The organism is Pseudomonas reinekei (assembly GCF_001945365.1).
Lineage (GTDB): Bacteria > Pseudomonadota > Gammaproteobacteria > Pseudomonadales > Pseudomonadaceae > Aquipseudomonas > Aquipseudomonas reinekei.
The window spans coordinates 240888-258086 of sequence record NZ_MSTQ01000009.1; the positions used below are offsets into that span (position 1 = coordinate 240888).

At 62.1% G+C, this 17199-nt stretch carries 16 protein-coding genes; 6 read left to right on the forward strand and 10 right to left on the reverse strand.

Translation table 11 applies throughout. The features are described 5' to 3' along the window. Positions 1-186 precede the first annotated feature (186 nt). Positions 187-2478 carry a beta-glucosidase BglX gene (bglX, locus tag BVK86_RS17165; RefSeq protein ID WP_075947541.1) on the forward strand — a complete coding sequence of 764 codons (2292 nt, stop codon included), beginning with the start codon at positions 187-189 and terminating at the stop codon, positions 2476-2478. Positions 2479-2618: 140 nt separating this feature from the next. Here the strand turns inward: bglX and BVK86_RS17170 are convergent, their stop codons facing one another. The 9 genes from BVK86_RS17170 to BVK86_RS17210 form a co-directional block, all read right to left on the reverse strand. Then, the gene (locus BVK86_RS17170; RefSeq protein ID WP_075947542.1) at positions 2619-3776 is read right to left on the reverse strand and encodes a phospholipase D-like domain-containing protein; all 1158 of its coding nucleotides are present in this window, start codon (positions 3774-3776) and stop codon (positions 2619-2621) included. 1 nt (position 3777) lies between these two features. Beyond that, the gene (locus tag BVK86_RS17175) at positions 3778-4368 is read right to left on the reverse strand and encodes a YceI family protein (RefSeq protein ID WP_075947543.1); all 591 of its coding nucleotides are present in this window, start codon (positions 4366-4368) and stop codon (positions 3778-3780) included. Positions 4369-4471: 103 nt separating this feature from the next. After that, positions 4472-5242: an IclR family transcriptional regulator gene (locus BVK86_RS17180; RefSeq protein ID WP_075947544.1), complete on the reverse strand. Its 771-nt coding sequence runs from the start codon at positions 5240-5242 to the stop codon at positions 4472-4474. A gap of 82 nt (positions 5243-5324) precedes the next feature. After that, positions 5325-6767 (reverse strand): amidase, encoded by a 1443-nt coding sequence (locus BVK86_RS17185; RefSeq protein ID WP_075947561.1) that lies wholly within the window; start codon positions 6765-6767, stop codon positions 5325-5327. 2 nt (positions 6768-6769) lie between these two features. Continuing rightward, positions 6770-8080, reverse strand: a complete 1311-nt coding sequence (locus BVK86_RS17190; RefSeq protein ID WP_075947545.1) for a citrate-proton symporter — start codon at positions 8078-8080, stop codon at positions 6770-6772. A gap of 80 nt (positions 8081-8160) precedes the next feature. Next, on the reverse strand, positions 8161-9336 hold the full coding sequence (locus BVK86_RS17195) for a M20 aminoacylase family protein (protein WP_075947562.1): 1176 nt from the start codon (positions 9334-9336) through the stop codon (positions 8161-8163). Positions 9337-9491: 155 nt separating this feature from the next. After that, positions 9492-9821 (reverse strand): amidase, encoded by a 330-nt coding sequence (locus BVK86_RS17200; RefSeq protein WP_075947546.1) that lies wholly within the window; start codon positions 9819-9821, stop codon positions 9492-9494. Beyond that, entirely contained in the window at positions 9818-10912 is a 1095-nt protein-coding gene (locus tag BVK86_RS17205) for a serine hydrolase domain-containing protein (RefSeq protein ID WP_075947547.1), read from the reverse strand. The genes BVK86_RS17200 and BVK86_RS17205 overlap by 4 nt, the downstream gene beginning before the upstream one ends. 155 nt (positions 10913-11067) lie before the next feature. Further along, complete coding sequence (locus BVK86_RS17210) at positions 11068-11946, reverse strand: acyl-CoA dehydrogenase middle domain-containing protein (RefSeq protein WP_075947548.1); 879 nt, start codon at positions 11944-11946, stop codon at positions 11068-11070. Positions 11947-12101: 155 nt separating this feature from the next. Between BVK86_RS17210 and olsB the strand changes: the two genes are divergently transcribed. Continuing rightward, positions 12102-12857 (forward strand): L-ornithine N(alpha)-acyltransferase, encoded by a 756-nt coding sequence (gene olsB, locus BVK86_RS17215; RefSeq protein ID WP_075947549.1) that lies wholly within the window; start codon positions 12102-12104, stop codon positions 12855-12857. Next, positions 12857-13648, forward strand: coding sequence for a lysophospholipid acyltransferase family protein (locus BVK86_RS17220; protein WP_075947550.1), 792 nt, complete (start codon positions 12857-12859; stop codon positions 13646-13648). Before olsB ends, BVK86_RS17220 begins: the two co-directional genes overlap by 1 nt. 37 nt (positions 13649-13685) lie before the next feature. Here the strand turns inward: BVK86_RS17220 and BVK86_RS17225 are convergent, their stop codons facing one another. Next, a complete protein-coding gene (locus BVK86_RS17225) occupies positions 13686-14264 on the reverse strand; it encodes an acyl carrier protein phosphodiesterase (RefSeq protein WP_075947551.1) in 579 nt (192 codons plus the stop codon). 171 nt (positions 14265-14435) lie between these two features. Between BVK86_RS17225 and BVK86_RS17230 the strand changes: the two genes are divergently transcribed. From BVK86_RS17230 to BVK86_RS17240, 3 genes are read left to right on the forward strand one after another with little or no spacing between them, the layout of a single operon-like run. Continuing rightward, complete coding sequence (locus tag BVK86_RS17230; protein ID WP_075947552.1) at positions 14436-14738, forward strand: ArsR/SmtB family transcription factor; 303 nt, start codon at positions 14436-14438, stop codon at positions 14736-14738. A 34-nt stretch (positions 14739-14772) separates the two neighbouring features. Continuing rightward, a complete protein-coding gene (locus tag BVK86_RS17235; RefSeq protein WP_075947553.1) occupies positions 14773-15939 on the forward strand; it encodes an MFS transporter in 1167 nt (388 codons plus the stop codon). Positions 15940-15960: 21 nt separating this feature from the next. Next, complete coding sequence (locus tag BVK86_RS17240) at positions 15961-17010, forward strand: alkene reductase (protein WP_075947554.1); 1050 nt, start codon at positions 15961-15963, stop codon at positions 17008-17010. The last annotated feature ends 189 nt before the right edge of the window (positions 17011-17199 follow it).

Here is a 17199-nt window from a genome sequence, read left to right on the forward strand (position 1 = left end):
CGGCCGGCTCTTGGGGCATAATCGGCCGCGCCACTGGATTGCATCGGGGCAATGGGCTAAAAGATGCCCTGCGCAAACAACCGTATCCGGCATTTTTTGCACCGGTACCCGAACAACAATAGTCGCTCCCTAAATTTTGGCTGGCCGGCGTGTACATCGCCGTTTGGGCCCTTGAGAAAACTATTCATGAATAAGCTGTGTTTGCTGGGCCTGTTCGTCAGCCTGGCCAGTCATAACGTATTGGCCGCCACGACGCCCGCACCTCTGGAGAACAAGGACGCCTTCGTCAGCAACCTGATGAAGCAAATGACCCTCGATGAAAAAATCGGCCAGCTGCGCCTGATCAGCATCGGCCCGGAAATGCCCCGGGAGATGATCCGCAAGGAAATTGCAGCGGGCAACATCGGCGGCACGTTCAACTCGATCACCCGCCCGGAAAACCGTCCGATGCAGGACGCGGCCATGCGCAGCCGCTTGAAGATCCCGATGTTCTTCGCCTATGACGTGATCCACGGCCACCGTACCATTTTCCCGATCCCGCTGGCCCTGGCGTCGAGCTGGGACATGGACGCCATCGGCCTGTCCGGGCGTATCGCCGCCAAGGAAGCCGCGGCTGACAGCCTCGACATCACCTTCGCGCCGATGGTCGACATCTCCCGCGACCCGCGTTGGGGTCGCACCTCCGAAGGCTTCGGCGAAGACACGTACCTGGTGTCGCGCATTGCCGGGGTGATGGTCAAGGCGTTCCAGGGTGCTGGCGCCAATGCGGCCGACAGCATCATGGCCAGCGTCAAGCATTTCGCCTTGTACGGCGCGGTCGAAGGCGGTCGCGACTACAACGTGGTCGACATGAGCCCGGTCAAGATGTACCAGGACTACCTGCCGCCGTACCGCGCGGCGATTGACGCGGGTGCCGGCGGCGTGATGGTGGCGCTGAACTCGATCAACGGCGTGCCAGCCACCGCCGACACCTGGCTGATGAACGACCTGTTGCGCAAGGATTGGGGCTTCAAGGGCCTGGCCGTCAGTGACCACGGGGCGATTTTCGAGCTGATCAAACACGGCGTCGCGCGCGATGGCCGTGAAGCGGCGAAGCTGGCGATCAAGGCCGGCATCCACATGAGCATGAACGACACCTTGTACGGCAAGGAACTGCCGGGCTTGCTGAAGTCCGGCGAGATCCAGCAGAGCGATATCGACAACGCCGTGCGTGCGGTGCTCGACGCCAAGTACGACATGGGCCTGTTCAAGGACCCGTACCTGCGCATCGGCAAGGCCGAGGATGATCCGGCCGACACCTATGCCGACAGCCGCCTGCACCGCGCCGAGGCCCGCGACGTCGCGCGTCGCAGCCTGGTGCTGCTGAAAAACCAGAACGAAACCCTGCCGCTGAAGAAAACCGCGAAAGTGGCCCTGGTCGGTCCACTGGCCAAGGCACCGATCGACATGATGGGCAGTTGGGCCGCCGCCGGCCGCCCGGCGCAATCGGTGACCCTGTTCGATGGCATGAGTGCCGCGCTGGGCGATAAATCGACCCTGATCTACGCCCGTGGCGCCAACATCACCAGCGACAAGAAGGTCCTCGACTACCTCAATTTCCTCAACTTCGATGCCCCGGAAGTGGTCGATGACCCGCGCCCGGCGAACGTCTTGATCGACGAAGCGGTAAAAGCCGCCAAGGATGCTGACGTGGTGGTTGCGGCGGTGGGCGAGTCCCGTGGCATGTCCCATGAATCGTCGAGCCGTACCGATCTGAACATCCCGGAAAACCAGCGCGAGCTGATCCGCGCCCTGAAAGCCACCGGCAAACCGCTGGTGCTGGTGCTGATGAACGGCCGCCCGTTGTCGATTCTCGAAGAGAAGGAACAGGCCGACGCGATCCTGGAAACCTGGTTCAGCGGCACCGAAGGCGGCAACGCCATTGCCGACGTGCTGTTCGGCGACTACAACCCGTCGGGCAAACTGCCGATCACCTTCCCGCGCTCGGTCGGCCAGATTCCAACCTACTACAACCACCTGAGCATTGGCCGGCCGTTCACGCCGGGCAAGCCGGGCAACTACACCTCGCAGTATTTCGATGACACCACCGGTCCCCTGTTCCCGTTCGGTTTCGGCCTGAACTACACCGATTTCAGCCTGAGCGACATGGCCTTGTCGTCGACCACGCTGAACAGGACCGGCAAGCTCGACGCCAGCGTCACGGTGAAAAACACCGGCAAGCGTGACGGCGAAACCGTGGTGCAGCTGTACATCCAGGACGTGACCGGCTCGATGATTCGCCCGGTCAAGGAACTGAAGAACTTCCAGAAAGTGCTGCTCAAGGTGGGCGAACAGAAGGTCCTGCACTTCACCATCACCGAGGATGACCTGAAGTTTTTCAACAGCCAGCTCAAGTACGCGGCTGAACCGGGCAAGTTCAATGTGCAGATCGGCCTGGATTCCCAGGACGTGACGCAGCAGAGTTTTGAGTTGCTTTAATCCCGTTACACCGCAATAACCCTGTGGGAGCGAGCCTGCTCGCGAAGGCGGTCTGCCAGTCAACCTCTTCGTTGGCTGACACACCGCTTTCGCGAGCAGGCTCGCTCCCACAGTGGTTTTCAGTGTTCAAAAGAGCGGGATCAACCCCGTCGATCCAGTAGATTCACCACCAACCGATCCACCCATCCCCACATCCGCTGCTTGATCCGTCGCCAGAGCGGTCGGCGTCGCCATGTCTCAAGGCTTACTTCCTGGCTGAGCACGAAGTCCTTCTCGAAGCTCGCCGCCACGTCCCGGGTCAGTCCGGGGTCCAGTGCTTCGAGGTTGGCTTCCAGGTTGAAGCGCAAATTCCAGTGATCGAAGTTGCACGAGCCGATGCTGACCCAGTCGTCGATCAACACCATTTTCAGGTGCAGGAAACACGGCTGGTATTCGAAGATCTTCACCCCGGCCTTGAGCAGGCGCGGATAGTAGCGATGCCCGGCGTAGCGCACGGACGGGTGATCGGTGCGTGGCCCGGTCAGCAGCAGGCGCACATCGACGCCGCGACCAGCCGCACGACGCAATGAGCGACGGACTTTCCAGGTCGGCAGAAAGTACGGCGTGGCCAGCCAGATACGCTTGTGGCCGCTGTTCAGCGCGCGAATCAACGACTGCAGAATGTCACGGTGCTGGCGGGCGTCGGCGTAGGCAACGCGGCCCATGCCCTGGCCCATCGACGGTACGCGAGGCAAACGCGGCAAGCCGAAATGCGCGGCGGGTTTCCAGGCGCGGCGATGGCGGTTGGCGGTCCATTGGCGGTCGAACAACAGTTGCCAGTCGAGCACCAGCGGGCCGGTGATTTCCACCATCACTTCGTGCCACTCACTGACGTCTTCGCCCGGCGTCCAGAACTCATCGGTGACGCCAGTGCCACCGACCACCGCCATGCTCTGATCGACCAGCAACAGCTTGCGGTGATCGCGGTAAAAATTGCCGACCCAGCGCCGCCAGTTCAGGCGATTGTAGAAACGCAGCTCAACCCCCGCCGCCATCAGGCGCTGGCGCAAGGTCAGGGTGAACGCGAGGCTGCCGTAATCATCGAACAGGCAACGCACCCGCACACCGCGTTCGGCTGCCTGGACCAGTGCCTGGACCATGGCCTCGGCACAGGCGCCCGCCTCCACCAGGTACAACTCCAGCTCGACCTGTTCCTCGGCACGGGCAATCGCCACCAGCATGCGCGGGAAAAATTGCGGACCGTCGATCAACAGTTCGAAGTGGTTGCCTTCACGCCAAGGAAAAATCGCCCCGGCCATGTCAACGCGCCGTAAAAATCAGCACCGCACCCACCGGCACCGACAGGCTGATGGCCGACAAACCGGCGACCTTGCGCAACGCTTCCAGACCCGGCGCCAGGTCGAAGTCTTCGGCATTGATCACCAGCGGTTCCAGCGTCACCACCTGGAAGCGCCGGTCATCCAGGCGGGTGGCCAGCAGTTCGGCGTCGTAGGTGTGTTGCTTGCCGTGAAGGTCGACAGTCAGCGGCAGCCGCAACTCCAGTTGCGCACCGGGCGCGAGGTCGTTGATCGGGCGCAGGTCGATTTGCGTGGTGATCAGCGCTTCGGGAAATTTGTCGATCTCGAACAGGTTGTTACGCATGCGTTCATCACGCAGCGGGATGCCGCTGTTGATCGAGTCCAGCTCGACTTCAACCTGCGCCAGGCCTTTGGGATCGACTTTGCCGTGCAGCACCAGAAAGCGCTGCACTTCGGAAACATTGGCGTTTTTGGTGCTGACGAACGACAGCCGCGAAGACTCGCCGTCCAGATACCAGTTGGCCTGGGCCGACAGCGAAGCGCCGGCCAACAGCAGTAAAGCAAGGGTGTGGGTGACTGACCGCTTGGACATAGAGACTCGTGGGGGCAAGTAAACCTGTGCTGAACCTTAACCGGCCTGTCACAGGTTGCAAGAAATGTGTTGCCTTGAGTCTCTAAACCAAAACAAGTTCCACTCAGGCCATCGCCTGCTGCACATCGCCAATGGTCGTGGCCAGGCTGTTGAGGTGCAGGCTCAGCACCCGCTCCACCGGCGCCTGATCCATCGGCCAGTGCAACGCCATGCTGCCGACCAGTCGGCCATCGGTACGGATCGGCAAGGCCACCGCGCGAATCAGGAACGGCAAGCGCACCGGGTATTCCCAATAACCTTCGGTGCGCTGGCCAAAGCCCTGATGCAATGCCGTTTGCGAGGCATTGAACAGCGTTTCGTCGCTCAACCGTTCACGCTCGGCCAGGCGTTCCACTTCCTGACTGTCCAGTTCCCCCAGACACGCCCGGCCCATGGCCGAATGAAACAGGCTGGCGTGCTGGCCGACGATCTGGCAATTGTTTGGATAACGTTTGCGCAGTACCGTGGGAATGGCACTTTCCATGACCTCGATCCGCTCGCCGTCGAAGCACGACAGGTCCACCACCAGCCCGGTGCGTTCGCTCAACTCCAGCAACAGCGGCGCGGCATTTTCCACCAGTCGCCGCTTGAAGCGTTGCTGGCTGTCGCCAAACAGGCGCTTGGCGCACAAGCGATAACGCCGGTCACTCAAGCCGCGATAGATCCAGCCCTGCTCCTGCAAGGTCAACAGCATGCGCGACACGGTGGCCTTGGGCAGGCGCGTCAGGTAATGCAGCTCCTCCAGACCCAACGCCTGATGCTCGCCCAGCAGTTCGACGATCGCCAACGCACGCTCGACCGAACGCACGCTGCCGGTTTCTGCCCTGGTTTCCATCGGTTCGATCTCCCTCAGCCGGAATGGACGCTCGCTTGCTCTTTTTTCAAAGTACAGCAAGATGCGCGCCGCGCCCAAAGGCTCAGGCGTTTTGCAGACAACCGGGCGGCCGACGCTTGACCCACTGGGTCAGCTGCTCGTGGGCATACGCCAGTTGTAGCACCGCGAAGTCAGCCTGGGCAGGGCCAATGATTTGCAGGCCCATCGGCAGTCCGGCCGGGTTGAAACCCACGGGGACGTTCATGCTCGGCAATCCGGCCAGCGTCGGCCCGATGACGACTTCCATCCAGCGGTGATATGTGTCCATGCTCTGCCCGCCAACGACGCGCGGCCACGGTGTTTGTGCATCAAAAGGAAACACTTGGGCGGTGGGCAGCAACAGGAAGTCGTAACGCTGGAACAACGCGTTCAAGGCCCGATACCAGTCGCTACGGTTGACCGAAGCCTGATAGACATCCGCTGCCGTCAGGCGCAACCCACCCTCGACCTCCCATTGCGCTTCGGGTTTGAGTTGCTCGCGTTTCTGTGGGTCGGCGTACAACGCACCGAGGCTGCCTTGCACCAGCCAATGCCGATGGGTCAGCCAGGTTTGCCACAGGCGCTCCATGGAGAAATCCGGCTGACACGCTTCGACCTTGCAACCGAGCGCCGCGAAGTCCTGCAGCGCCGATTCGCACAGGCTCATCACACCGGGGTCCATGGGCAGATAACCGTTGTAGTCCCCCAGCCATCCAACGCGGACCTCGCTGAAATCCTGCACCAGTGACTGATGGAAAATGGCCGGGTCCTGCGTCTGCGACAACGGTACGCGGGAGTCGTAACCGGCCTGCGTCCCGAGCAACCGTGTGACATCGGTGACCGTGCGGCCCATCGGCCCTTCAGTGGCCAGTTGCTGGACAAACACCTCCGGCTGCGGACCGTGCGGCACGCGGCCTTGGGACGGGCGGAAACCGAAGACGTTGTTGAACGCCGCCGGGTTGCGCAGCGAGCCCATCATGTCGCTGCCATCGGCCACCGGCAGCATGCGCAACGCCAGCGCCACCGCCGCCCCGCCGCTGCTGCCACCGGCGGCCAGCGTCGGATCGTAGGCGTTGGTGGTGGTGCCGAATACGCTGTTATAGGTGTGCGAACCGAGACCGAATTCAGGGACGTTGCTCTTGCCGATGATGATCGCCCCGCAGTCACGCACCCGCGCCACGCTGATGGCGTCATGTGGCGGAACTTGCCCGGCAAACAGCGGCGAGCCCATGGTGGTGCGCAAACCGGAAGTGGCGGCCAGGTCTTTGACCGCTTGCGGCATGCCGTGCATCCAGCCACGGGACTGGCCTTGATCCAGCTGCCGGTCGCAGGCATCGGCCTCCGCCAGCAATTGATCGTCCGCACGCAACGACACCAGCGCATTGACCTGCGGATTGAAGCGTTCGATTTGCGCCAGATACGCCTGCATCACCTCGCGGCAAGACACCTGCCGCCCGTGGATGGCCCGGGACAGCGCATCGGCGTCCATTTCTACAATTGAATTGATGCTCAAGATTTCACCTCAAGGTTGAGTTCGACAGATCGCTTTGCCCGTGGTGCTTCCTGCATGCAGTAAGTCCCCAATAGCGTCAGCAGGCAAGCGAACAACACGTAGAACGACGGCGCCACCGGAGTCGCCAATACCTTGCTCAGCCAAGTAACGATCAACGGCGCAAAACCGCCGAAGACCATGACCGCCACGTTGTAGGCCACTGAAACCCCGGTGGAGCGCACTTCAATCGGAAACTGCTCGGCCAGCGCGGTCGGTGCCGGGCCGAAAAAACCGCCAATCGCGCTGCACAGCAACAGTTGCATCACCAGCAAGCGCTCGATGGAAGGTGCTGCCGCGACCCACACGTAAAGCGGATACACCATCACGAAAAACGCCAGGGTGAAGGCCATCAATACCGGGCGTCGGCCCAGGCGATCCGACAGTGCCCCGGACAATGGAATGATCACCGTCATCAGCGCCACGGCGAGCATTTGCACCAGCAACACCTGGTCCAGCGGCAGGCCCAGATTCTTGTGGGCGAAGGTCGGCATGTTCACCAGCACCACGTAAAACGACACGGTCGCACCACACGCCAGGCCCATCGACACCAGAATGGCGCGGCGATGTTCGCGGATCACTTGCATCAGGCTGGGGCTGGCGCCCTTGGCCTGTTTGCGCGCTTCAAGAAACGCCTCCGGTTCCTCCATGTACTTGCGAATCCACAAGCCCACCGGGCCAATCAACAAGCCGATCATGAATGGAATCCGCCAGCCCCAGCTGTCCAGTGCCTCGGGGGTCAACAGGTGGGTGAACAACGCCACCATGCCCGCGCCGGAAAACACCGCCAGGCACTGCCCGACCAATTGCCACGAGCCGTACAAGCCCTTGCGATGCGCGGGCGCACTCTCCACCAGGAACGCCGTGGCGCTGGCGTATTCGCCACCCGTGGCGAAGCCTTGCAGCATACGCGCGACCACGATCAGCATCGGCGCGCCCATGCCGATCGCGGCGTAGTTCGGCGCGAAGGCAATCAGGGCGATGGACACGGTCATCAGGCGGATGATCATCTGCATCGCTGCCTTGCGGCCTTTGCGGTCCGAGTACATGCCCAACAGAATGCCGCCCACCGGGCGCATGAAGAAGCCGACGCCGAAGGTCGCCAGCGCCATCAGCAGCGATGCGAATTCGTCTTCAGAGGGAAAAAATTGCCGGGCGATGATGCTCGCCAGAAAGCCGTAAACGATGAAGTCATACCATTCCAGCGCGTTACCGATAACGGCGGCGACCACTTGCCGGGTGCGCGAAACGCCAGTGCTTGAAGTCTGCATGGTTACTCTCCAAAAACCTGATGGGTAACGGCGGGCACGACAGCGCGCGCCCGGTCCAGCGGCAGTAGAAAGTGAGGAAATCAGGCAGGCTTGAGCCAGCTCTCGGTCAGCGCTGCCCAATACGCAGCACCGGTCAGCAGAATGTCATCGTTAAAGTCATAGGCGGGGTTGTGCACCATCGGCCGCGACACACCATTGCCGATGAACAGGTAGGCACCGGGGCAGCGTTGCAGCATCCAGGCGAAGTCTTCGCTGCCCATGAGTTTGGGCGTGTTGCCGTCCACTGCGTCGGCGCCCACCAACTCGACACCCACCTGACAGGCGAACTCGGTTTCGGCGGCGTGGTTGACCAGCACCGGATAAGCCGGGCGATGTTCGATTGTCGAACGGCAACCAAAACTCTTAGCCTGGGATTCGATGATTGCGCATACGCGTTCGAGGGTCTGTTCGCGTACCTGGGCGTTCAAGGCACGCAGGCTAAGGCGCAGGATCGCCTGTTGTGGAATCACGTTGGCTGCTTCCCCGGCCTGCAATGCGCCGACCGTCACCACCGCCGCTTGTTGCGCATCGATGTTGCGCGCGACCACCGTTTGCAACGCCATTACCACGCTCGCCGCCGCCACCAGCGGATCGACCGCCAGATGCGGCATCGAACCATGGCCGCCAACACCTTCAATGGTGACGGTGAGCAAATCCTGCGAGGCCATCATCGGCCCTACTCGAAAACCCAAATGCCCGGCAGGCAGGCCCGGCATGTTGTGCATGCCGAACAGCGCATCGCAGGGGAAACGTTCGAGCAAGCCATCGGCGAGCATGGCTTCGGCACCGCCCTGGCCTTCTTCGGCCGGTTGGAAAATCAGGGTCAGGGTGCCGTCGAACTGTCGGGTTGCCGCCAGATAACGCGCGGCGCCCAGCAACATGGTGGTGTGACCGTCATGGCCGCAAGCGTGCATGCAACCCTGATGCTGGCTGCTGTACGCGGCGCCGGTATTTTCGATGATCGGCAGTGCGTCCATGTCCGCCCGAATCCCGAGTTTGCGCGGGCTGCTGCCGTTGCGCAGGACACCGACCACGCCGGTTTTGCCGATGCCGGTGTGCACTTCGTAGCCCCACGATTCGAGGGATTTGGCCACCAGCGCCGAGGTGCGGCTTTCCTCGAAGCCGAGTTCGGGGTGGGCATGGATGTCGTGGCGGGTGGCGTGCAGGTCGCTGGCCACGTCGCTGAGCCAGGCAAGGATGTGCTGATGTCGGGTCATGACGATTTCCTCGAGCCGGGTGAAGTCCCGTTCTTTTTGTTCGTTTCGATTTCGCGACACATCAAGGCAGGTCGCGCTCACCGCCAGATAACCGCGAGTCGCGCGCGAGGACAATCGAATGTGGTTCCACTAGATGGAACCATAGGAGCCGGCTCCTACAGGTCCGGGTTCAGGCGGCAGCCTTGGTGTTCGCTGATCCAGGCGGCGCTGTTGCTGCGGCCCATGCCGCTGACGGTGATGCGCTTGCTGGCGGTGTCATCGGTGAAGCTGCTGGTGGGCAGCCACTGTTTCACATAGCCACGGCAATACTCGGCGTCGTTGTTCATCACATACCGGCACGAGCAATATTCCTTGGCGGTGTAGGCGCTGATGATGTCGGGGAACGCCCACAGCGCGACCCGCTCATGCCAGATCCAGCCAAGCAGGGCCAGCAGCAGGATCAACAACAATGAACGGATCGGTCGGCGCCTGATGAAACCACTCATGGCTGCCCCTTCCCGGCAAACGCCTTCAGCGCGAGCTTGAGCATTTCGTTGTGCCGGTAGCGGCCGTCGCGGTCATCGCCGTAGCGCACGATCACCAGGTTTTCACTGGGGATCACGTACATCGCCTGGCCCCAATGGCCCAGCGCCGCGAACGTATCGACGGGGGCATCTGGCCAGGGTTGCGCGGCACTATCTACCGCACGATTGAGCCACCAGTGGCCGCCGGGGACCGCCTCATCCTCATGGGCGCGGTAGTGGCCGAACGGTTCACGGTTGAAGGCGACCCAATCCTTGGGCAGCAATTGCCTGTCGCCCCAGCGACCGTCGCGGGCCATCAGCAAACCGACCCGCGCCAGATCCCGCGCGGTGAGGTAGGCATACGAGGACGCGACGAACGTGCCGGTGGCATCGGTTTCCCAAACCGCGTGGCGAATGCCCAGCGGCTGGAACAATGCGGTCCATGGAAAGTCCGTATAGCGATTCGCACCGACGATGGTTTTCAGCGCGGCGGACAACAGATTGCTGTCGCCGCTGGAATAACGAAACGCCTGGCCCGGCGCCGCGTATCGGTCGTGATCGGCGGTGAATGCGGCCATGTCTTGGTGGCCTCGGGTGTAGAGCATGGCCACCACCGAGGATTTCAACGGCGCGTATTCGTAGTCTTCCTGCCAGTCGATGCCCGAGGCCCAATGCAGCAAGTCGGCCATGGTCAGGTCCGGGTGCTGCTTCAGTGCTGGATAGAACTTTTGCACCGGGTCCTGAAGCTTGAACAAGCCTTCGCCGTAGGCCACGCCGAGCACCGTGGCCATCAGGCTTTTACTGATGGACCAGGTCAGGTGCGGCGTCTCGGCGGTGGTCGGGCCGGCGTAGCGTTCGTAGATCAACTGGCCGTCGCGGATCACCAGCAAGGCATCGGTGCGGATGCCTTGCCGGGTGGTGTCGTTGCGCGTTGGAAATGCGTAGCCTTCAAGCGCCTCAAGCGCCGAGCCTCTAATGGTCGGGCCGGTCGTCCACTGTTGCCCGGGCCAGTTCTCGGCATGCGCCGAGGCACTGATCAGCAGCAAAAAAAACAGCGACATGCCTTTGGCCATGGTGGGTGCTCTTGGGATAAACCTGCTGAGCCTAGCCGAGGTTGATGACAGTTCTGGAATTTGTGCTGTCATGAGATCGCCTTCGCGAGCAGGCCCGCTCCCACAATTGAAATGCATTCCCCGTGTGGGAGCGAGCCTGCTCGCGAATAGGCCCGTCAGGTCGCCGCCAATGCCTTGGCAAGACGTTTAGCCCTGGCCCCCGCCGCCAGATCCATCACCGCCTGATCCCGTTGCCACATCGTCGCCCACTCCAAAGGTCCCTCGGCCAGCGCTTCATTGACCTCAGCCTTGAGGCTTTCGAACTGCGCAAACAAGCCACCGAGCAACACATGCCCAGCCGGATGACTCGGTGCCTGCCGACTGGCTTCCGCACACCCGGCCAGCAACGCCAGCAAGCGCAACTGCAGATTCTGCGGCCAATCACAGTCCTGACCCACCCCATACAGCCACGCCGTCATGGCACTCAGCACATAGACATCTTCCAGGGTGCGGAACGGTTTGACGTACGCGTCCCAGCCATCCCCCGCCAGCAGTTCACACAGCGCGTTATCCAGAAACAACCGACCGTGGCTGATATCCGGCATCAACGGCATCGGCGGCAGTTTTTCCACCCGCACACCGGGCTCATCGGGATAGGCCACCGTCAGACTCAAGCGTGGATCGTCGCCGGGTTGCTCACTGCGAGCGGCGATCAGCAGCCAGTCGGCGGCATCGCCAGCGGTGACGAAATCCTTGCGACCACTGACGCGCAAACCGTTCAGGCGGGTTTGCATGTCGGCCGGGCGCAGGCTGCGTTGTTCGGTGGCGCACAGGGCGCCGAGGCTGAGTGGCGCGCTCGGCCAAAGCATGCGCAATGCCGCCTGATACCCCACCAGAAACGCCAGCCCCGGGGTCGCCATCAGACGCCCTCCCGCCACCGCCAACTCGAACGGCGTGACCGTACCCAATTGCTGTAACAGGGTTGCGAACCCTTCGCCCAGGTCCGGGTTGGCGGGCAAGCGATCGCGGCGATTCAACAGGGTTTGCCAGGGCATAAGAGGCTCCTTTTGGGCTGTCATATAAGCATCACCAAAGCTTCATGGCGATGACACCGGGGCTACATAGCCTGACTTTGCACAACAAGGCTGGATAAAGAAAGTCGATCCGCTGTAACCCAAAGACGGGTGAGCAGCCCGCACGGAGATTCGCCATGACTCAGATCGCCCGCATCAGCGACACCGGCAACGAACGCCGCCTGCAAGCCGAACGCCTGGTGGGCGCCGAGGCTCTGCAGGAAGCTCAGGCCTTGCGTTTCAACGTGTTCAGCGGCGAGTTCAACGCCAAGCTGAAAGGCGCGGAACTGGGTCTGGACATGGATGACTATGATGTTCACTGCGCCCACATCGGCGTGCGTGACTTGAACACCGGGCGTCTGGTGGCGACCACCCGTTTGCTCGACCACACCGCCGCCAGCAGCCTGGGCAAGTTCTACAGCGAAGAAGAATTCAGCCTGCATGGCCTGGTTCATCTGCAAGGGCCGATCCTGGAAATCGGCCGCACCTGCGTCGACCCGGCCTACCGCAACGGCGGCACCATCGCCGTGCTTTGGGGCGAACTGGCCGAAGTGCTGAACCAGGGCGGCTACAGCTACCTGATGGGTTGCGCGAGCATTCCGATGCAGGACGGCGGCATTCAGGCCCACGCCATCATGCAGCGTCTGCGCGAGCGCTACCTGTGCACCGAACACCTGCGCGCCGAACCGAAAAAACCGCTGCCGACCCTGGACATTCCTTCCAACGTCATCGCCGAGATGCCGCCGCTGCTCAAGGCCTACATGCGCCTGGGCGCGAAAATCTGTGGCGAACCGTGCTGGGACGAAGACTTCCAGGTTGCCGACGTGTTCATCCTGCTCAAGCGCGACGAACTTTGCCCGCGCTACGCCAGACACTTCAAGGCGGCGGTGTAATGAGCCGGCTGCGGGTGTACGCGCGAATCGCGCGAGTGTTGCTGGTGGTGACGCTGGGGCTGAGCATGGCCAGTGTGTTCGGCGTGTTCGAACGTCTGGGCCTGGCCCATTCGATGCAGCGTCGCCAGCGCTGGTCGCGATTTTTCATGGCGCGCCTGAGCAATGCCCTGCCCTTCGACGTGACCGTGCATGGTCAATTGCCGAAAGCGCCGATGCTGTGGGTCAGCAACCACGTGTCATGGACCGACATCCCGCTGCTGGGCATGCTCACCCCGCTGTCATTCCTGTCCAAGGCCGAAGTACGCACCTGGCCGGTCGCAGGCTGGTTGGCGGCCAAGGCCGGCAGCCTGTTTATCCGTCGGGGTTCGGGCGACAGCCAGTTGATCCGCAAACAAATGACCCGTCACCTGGAGCAGGCGCATCCGCTGCTGATGTTCCCGGAAGGCACCACCACCGATGGCCGTTCTTTGCGCACGTTCCACGGGCGCCTGCTGTCCGCCGCCATCGATTCCGACGTGGCGCTGCAACCGGTGGCGATTCGTTATGTGCGTGACGGCGAACCTTGCCTGCTGGCCCCGTTCATTGGCGACGATGATTTGCTCTCGCACCTGATGCGCCTGTTCGCCAACGACCGGGGCCAGGTGGAGATCCATCTGCTCAAGCCGATCGCTTGCGAAGGTCGTGAACGTGCGGCACTGGCGTTCGAGGCGCAGCAGGCGGTGCAGAAGGCATTGTTTGGGGCGATCCCGGAAAAACAGCAAGTCCCGTTGCGCCCTGCCATCGCAGCCTGAACACATTCCCCTGTGGGACATCGCTCCCACAGGGGGATTATGTTGTTGGATGGCTCTGCGCAAAGTCCTGAAGCTGCGGGTAGAACAGCCGGAAATCCTCGCTCAACGGCTCATACAACACCCGCAATTCCTGCATTGCGGCCGCCAGTTCTTCAGGTTTGGTCAAGCGCCGCGAAATCCCCCGCAGCACCTGCTCCAGCACTTCGAATTCCCGATACGACCCCAACCAGTCATTGGCCACCATGTGTGGGGCGATCTTCGCCAGCCGCTCCGGCAGTTGCCGTTCGCTGGACAGCGCCCGGTACACATCCGAGGTGAACAGCTCCAGCGGCCGGTCGGCATACAGCCGCCAGTCCCGGGCCAGGCAGTGGTCGAAAAACACGTCGAGGACGATGCCGGCATAGCGCCGGCGCGTCAGGGAAAACCGCGACAACGAAACATCCACCAACGGGTGCCGATCGGTGAACACGTCGATGCTGCGATGCAGCTGGATGGCCGCTTCGACCTCCGGTTCGAACTGCCCTTGCAGCCTGCCTTTGACGAAATCGCCATACAGACTGCCGAGCAATTGGCCGGGGCGCTGGCCACCGAGGTGAAGATGTGCGAGATAGTTCATGGGCGCAGCTTAGCACTGCACCCTTGTTCGATCACACCCGGCGTATCGTTATAACCCGATATACCGATTTATTCTGTTCTCAGAGCAAAATCATATTGGTGTATCGCGAAGTAGCGATATAAAGTTCGCCTCATCGCGATATAGCGTTTTACTGATCACGAGCACCCAACCATGAACCTCGACCTCGACGAAATAATAAAAGCCCTGGCGCACCCGGTACGGCGAGACATCCTGCACTGGCTCAAAGACCCGACCGTCGAATTTCCCGACCAGTCCCACAGCAACGAGCACGGCGTTTGCGCCGGGCAGATCGATCAACGTTGCGGCCTGTCGCAGTCAACGGTGTCTGCACACCTGGCGACCCTGCAACGCGCCGGTCTGATCAGCAGCCGCAAAGTCGGCCAGTGGCACTTCTTCAAACGCAATGAGGAAACCATTCAGGAGTTCCTCAAAGTCTTCAGCAAAGCGCTCTGACCCTTTACGTCAGTCAGCCGACAAGGAATCAAACATGCCCCTCTCGCTACTCATCCTCGCCTTGAGCGCCTTCGCCATCGGCACCACCGAGTTCGTCATCATGGGCTTGCTGCCCGATGTGGCGGCCGACCTCGGTGTGTCGATTCCCGGTGCCGGCTGGCTGGTGACCGGTTACGCCCTGGGCGTGGCCATCGGTGCGCCGTTCATGGCGCTGGCCACCGCCAGACTGCCGCGCAAAGCAGCGCTGGTGGCGTTGATGGGCATTTTCATTATCGGCAACCTGCTCTGCGCGGTGGCCAGTGACTACAACGTGCTGATGTTTGCCCGCGTGGTCACAGCCCTGTGTCACGGCGCCTTCTTTGGTATCGGATCTGTGGTAGCTGCCGGCCTGGTGCCGGCGAACAAACGCGCCTCGGCCGTGGCCCTGATGTTCACCGGCCTGACCCTGGCCAACGTACTGGGCGTACCACTGGGCACCGCCCTCGGTCAGCAAGCCGGCTGGCGTTCGACCTTCTGGGCAGTGACCGTGATTGGTGTGATCGCGCTGATCGGCCTGATCCGCTTCCTGCCGGCCAAGCGCGATGAAGAAAAACTCGACATGCGCGCCGAACTGCGCGCCCTCAAAGGCGCCGGTATCTGGTTGTCCCTGAGCATGACCGCACTGTTCGCCGCGTCCGTGTTCACCCTCTTTACCTACGTCGCGCCGCTGCTGGGCGAAGTCACCGGCGTTTCGCCTCGTGGCGTGACCTGGACCCTGATGCTCATCGGTCTGGGCCTGACCGTCGGCAACATCATCGGCGGCAAGCTGGCCGACAAGGGCCTGGCCGCCACATTGATCGGCGTCTTTATCGCCATGGCCGTGGTCTCCACCGTACTGACCTGGACCAGCGTTGCGCTGATCCCCACCGAAATCACCCTGTTCCTCTGGGCCACCGCGTGTTTCGCCGCCGTGCCAGCCCTGCAAGTCAACGTGGTGACCTACGGCAAGGCCGCGCCGAACCTGGTCTCGACCCTGAACATCGGCGCCTTCAACGTCGGCAACGCACTCGGCGCCTGGGTCGGCGGCAGCGTGATTGCCCACGGTTTCGGCCTGACCCGCGTGCCCCTCGCGGCCGCCGCACTGGCCGTACTCGCCCTGGTGGTGACCCTGATTACTTTCCGTCAGAACGGCAATCCCGAACTGGCTCCCGCTACTAACTGATCTTCAAAAGAGAGCGATTAAATGACGACTATTTTCGATCCGATCAAACTGGGCGACCTCGAACTGTCCAACCGCATCATCATGGCACCGCTGACCCGCTGCCGCGCTGACGAAGGCCGTGTGCCCAACGCGCTGATGGCCGAGTACTACGTACAACGCGCCTCCGCCGGCCTGATCCTCAGCGAAGCCACCTCGGTCACGCCGATGGGCGTGGGCTATCCAGACACCCCCGGCATCTGGTCCAACGATCAGGTGCGTGGCTGGGCTAACGTCACCAAGGCGATCCACGGCGCGGGCGGCAAGATCTTCCTGCAACTGTGGCACGTCGGCCGGGTTTCGCACTCTTTGTACTTGAATGGTGAAGCGCCGGTCGCACCGAGCGCCATCCAGCCGAAAGGTCACGTCAGCCTGGTTCGCCCGTTGTCCGATTACCCGACGCCTCGCGCCCTGGAAACCGCTGAAATCGCCGACATCGTCGACGCTTACCGCACCGGTGCCGAGAACGCCAAGGCCGCCGGTTTCGACGGCGTGGAAATCCACGGCGCCAACGGCTACCTGCTCGACCAGTTCCTGCAAAGCAGCACCAACCAGCGTACCGACCGCTACGGCGGCTCCCTGGAAAACCGTGCACGCCTGTTGCTGGAAGTGACCGATGCCGCCATCGAAGTCTGGGGCGCCGGCCGCGTCGGTGTGCACCTGGCACCGCGCGCCGATTCCCACGACATGGGCGACGACAACCCGGCCGAAACCTTCACCTACGTCGCGCGTGAGCTGGGCAAGCGTGGCATCGCCTTCATCTGCTCCCGCGAGAAAGAAGGCGCCGACAGCCTCGGCCCACAAATCAAGGAAGCCTTCGGCGGCCCGTACATCATCAACGAACGCTTCACCAAGGACAGCGCCAACGCCTGGCTGGCCGCTGGCAAGGCCGATGCAGTCGCCTTCGGCGTACCGTTCATTGCCAACCCGGACCTGCCGGCACGCCTGAAGGCCGATGCGCCGCTGAACGAAGCGCGTCCGGAACTGTTCTACGCCAAGGGCCCGGTCGGCTACATCGACTACCCGACGCTGTAATCGCTTCCCGTAGAAATGCAAAAGCCCCGGACTCGAAAGAGCCGGGGCTTTTTGTTGCAGTTTGTCCCGTCCTGAATAAGGTTTACACCTTCTGACTTCTTTTCAGGAAGGTGCAATGGATACGGGCACGAAGCGCAGTCAGCGTGATTACACACTGACTTTTAAATTATCGGTTGTCGACCAGGTCGA

Coding starts and splice junctions, on each gene's coding strand:
- bglX (WP_075947541.1), top strand. CDS start 187: ATGAATAAGCTGTGTTTGCTGGGCCTGTTCGTCAGCCTGGCCAGTCAT.
- BVK86_RS17170 (WP_075947542.1), bottom strand. CDS start 3,776: ATGGCCGGGGCGATTTTTCCTTGGCGTGAAGGCAACCACTTCGAACTG.
- BVK86_RS17175 (WP_075947543.1), bottom strand. CDS start 4,368: ATGTCCAAGCGGTCAGTCACCCACACCCTTGCTTTACTGCTGTTGGCC.
- BVK86_RS17180 (WP_075947544.1), bottom strand. CDS start 5,242: ATGGAAACCAGGGCAGAAACCGGCAGCGTGCGTTCGGTCGAGCGTGCG.
- BVK86_RS17190 (WP_075947545.1), bottom strand. CDS start 8,080: ATGCAGACTTCAAGCACTGGCGTTTCGCGCACCCGGCAAGTGGTCGCC.
- BVK86_RS17195 (WP_075947562.1), bottom strand. CDS start 9,336: ATGACCCGACATCAGCACATCCTTGCCTGGCTCAGCGACGTGGCCAGC.
- BVK86_RS17200 (WP_075947546.1), bottom strand. CDS start 9,821: ATGAGTGGTTTCATCAGGCGCCGACCGATCCGTTCATTGTTGTTGATC.
- BVK86_RS17205 (WP_075947547.1), bottom strand. CDS start 10,912: ATGGCCAAAGGCATGTCGCTGTTTTTTTTGCTGCTGATCAGTGCCTCG.
- BVK86_RS17210 (WP_075947548.1), bottom strand. CDS start 11,946: ATGCCCTGGCAAACCCTGTTGAATCGCCGCGATCGCTTGCCCGCCAAC.
- olsB (WP_075947549.1), top strand. CDS start 12,102: ATGACTCAGATCGCCCGCATCAGCGACACCGGCAACGAACGCCGCCTG.
- BVK86_RS17220 (WP_075947550.1), top strand. CDS start 12,857: ATGAGCCGGCTGCGGGTGTACGCGCGAATCGCGCGAGTGTTGCTGGTG.
- BVK86_RS17225 (WP_075947551.1), bottom strand. CDS start 14,264: ATGAACTATCTCGCACATCTTCACCTCGGTGGCCAGCGCCCCGGCCAA.
- BVK86_RS17230 (WP_075947552.1), top strand. CDS start 14,436: ATGAACCTCGACCTCGACGAAATAATAAAAGCCCTGGCGCACCCGGTA.
- BVK86_RS17235 (WP_075947553.1), top strand. CDS start 14,773: ATGCCCCTCTCGCTACTCATCCTCGCCTTGAGCGCCTTCGCCATCGGC.
- BVK86_RS17240 (WP_075947554.1), top strand. CDS start 15,961: ATGACGACTATTTTCGATCCGATCAAACTGGGCGACCTCGAACTGTCC.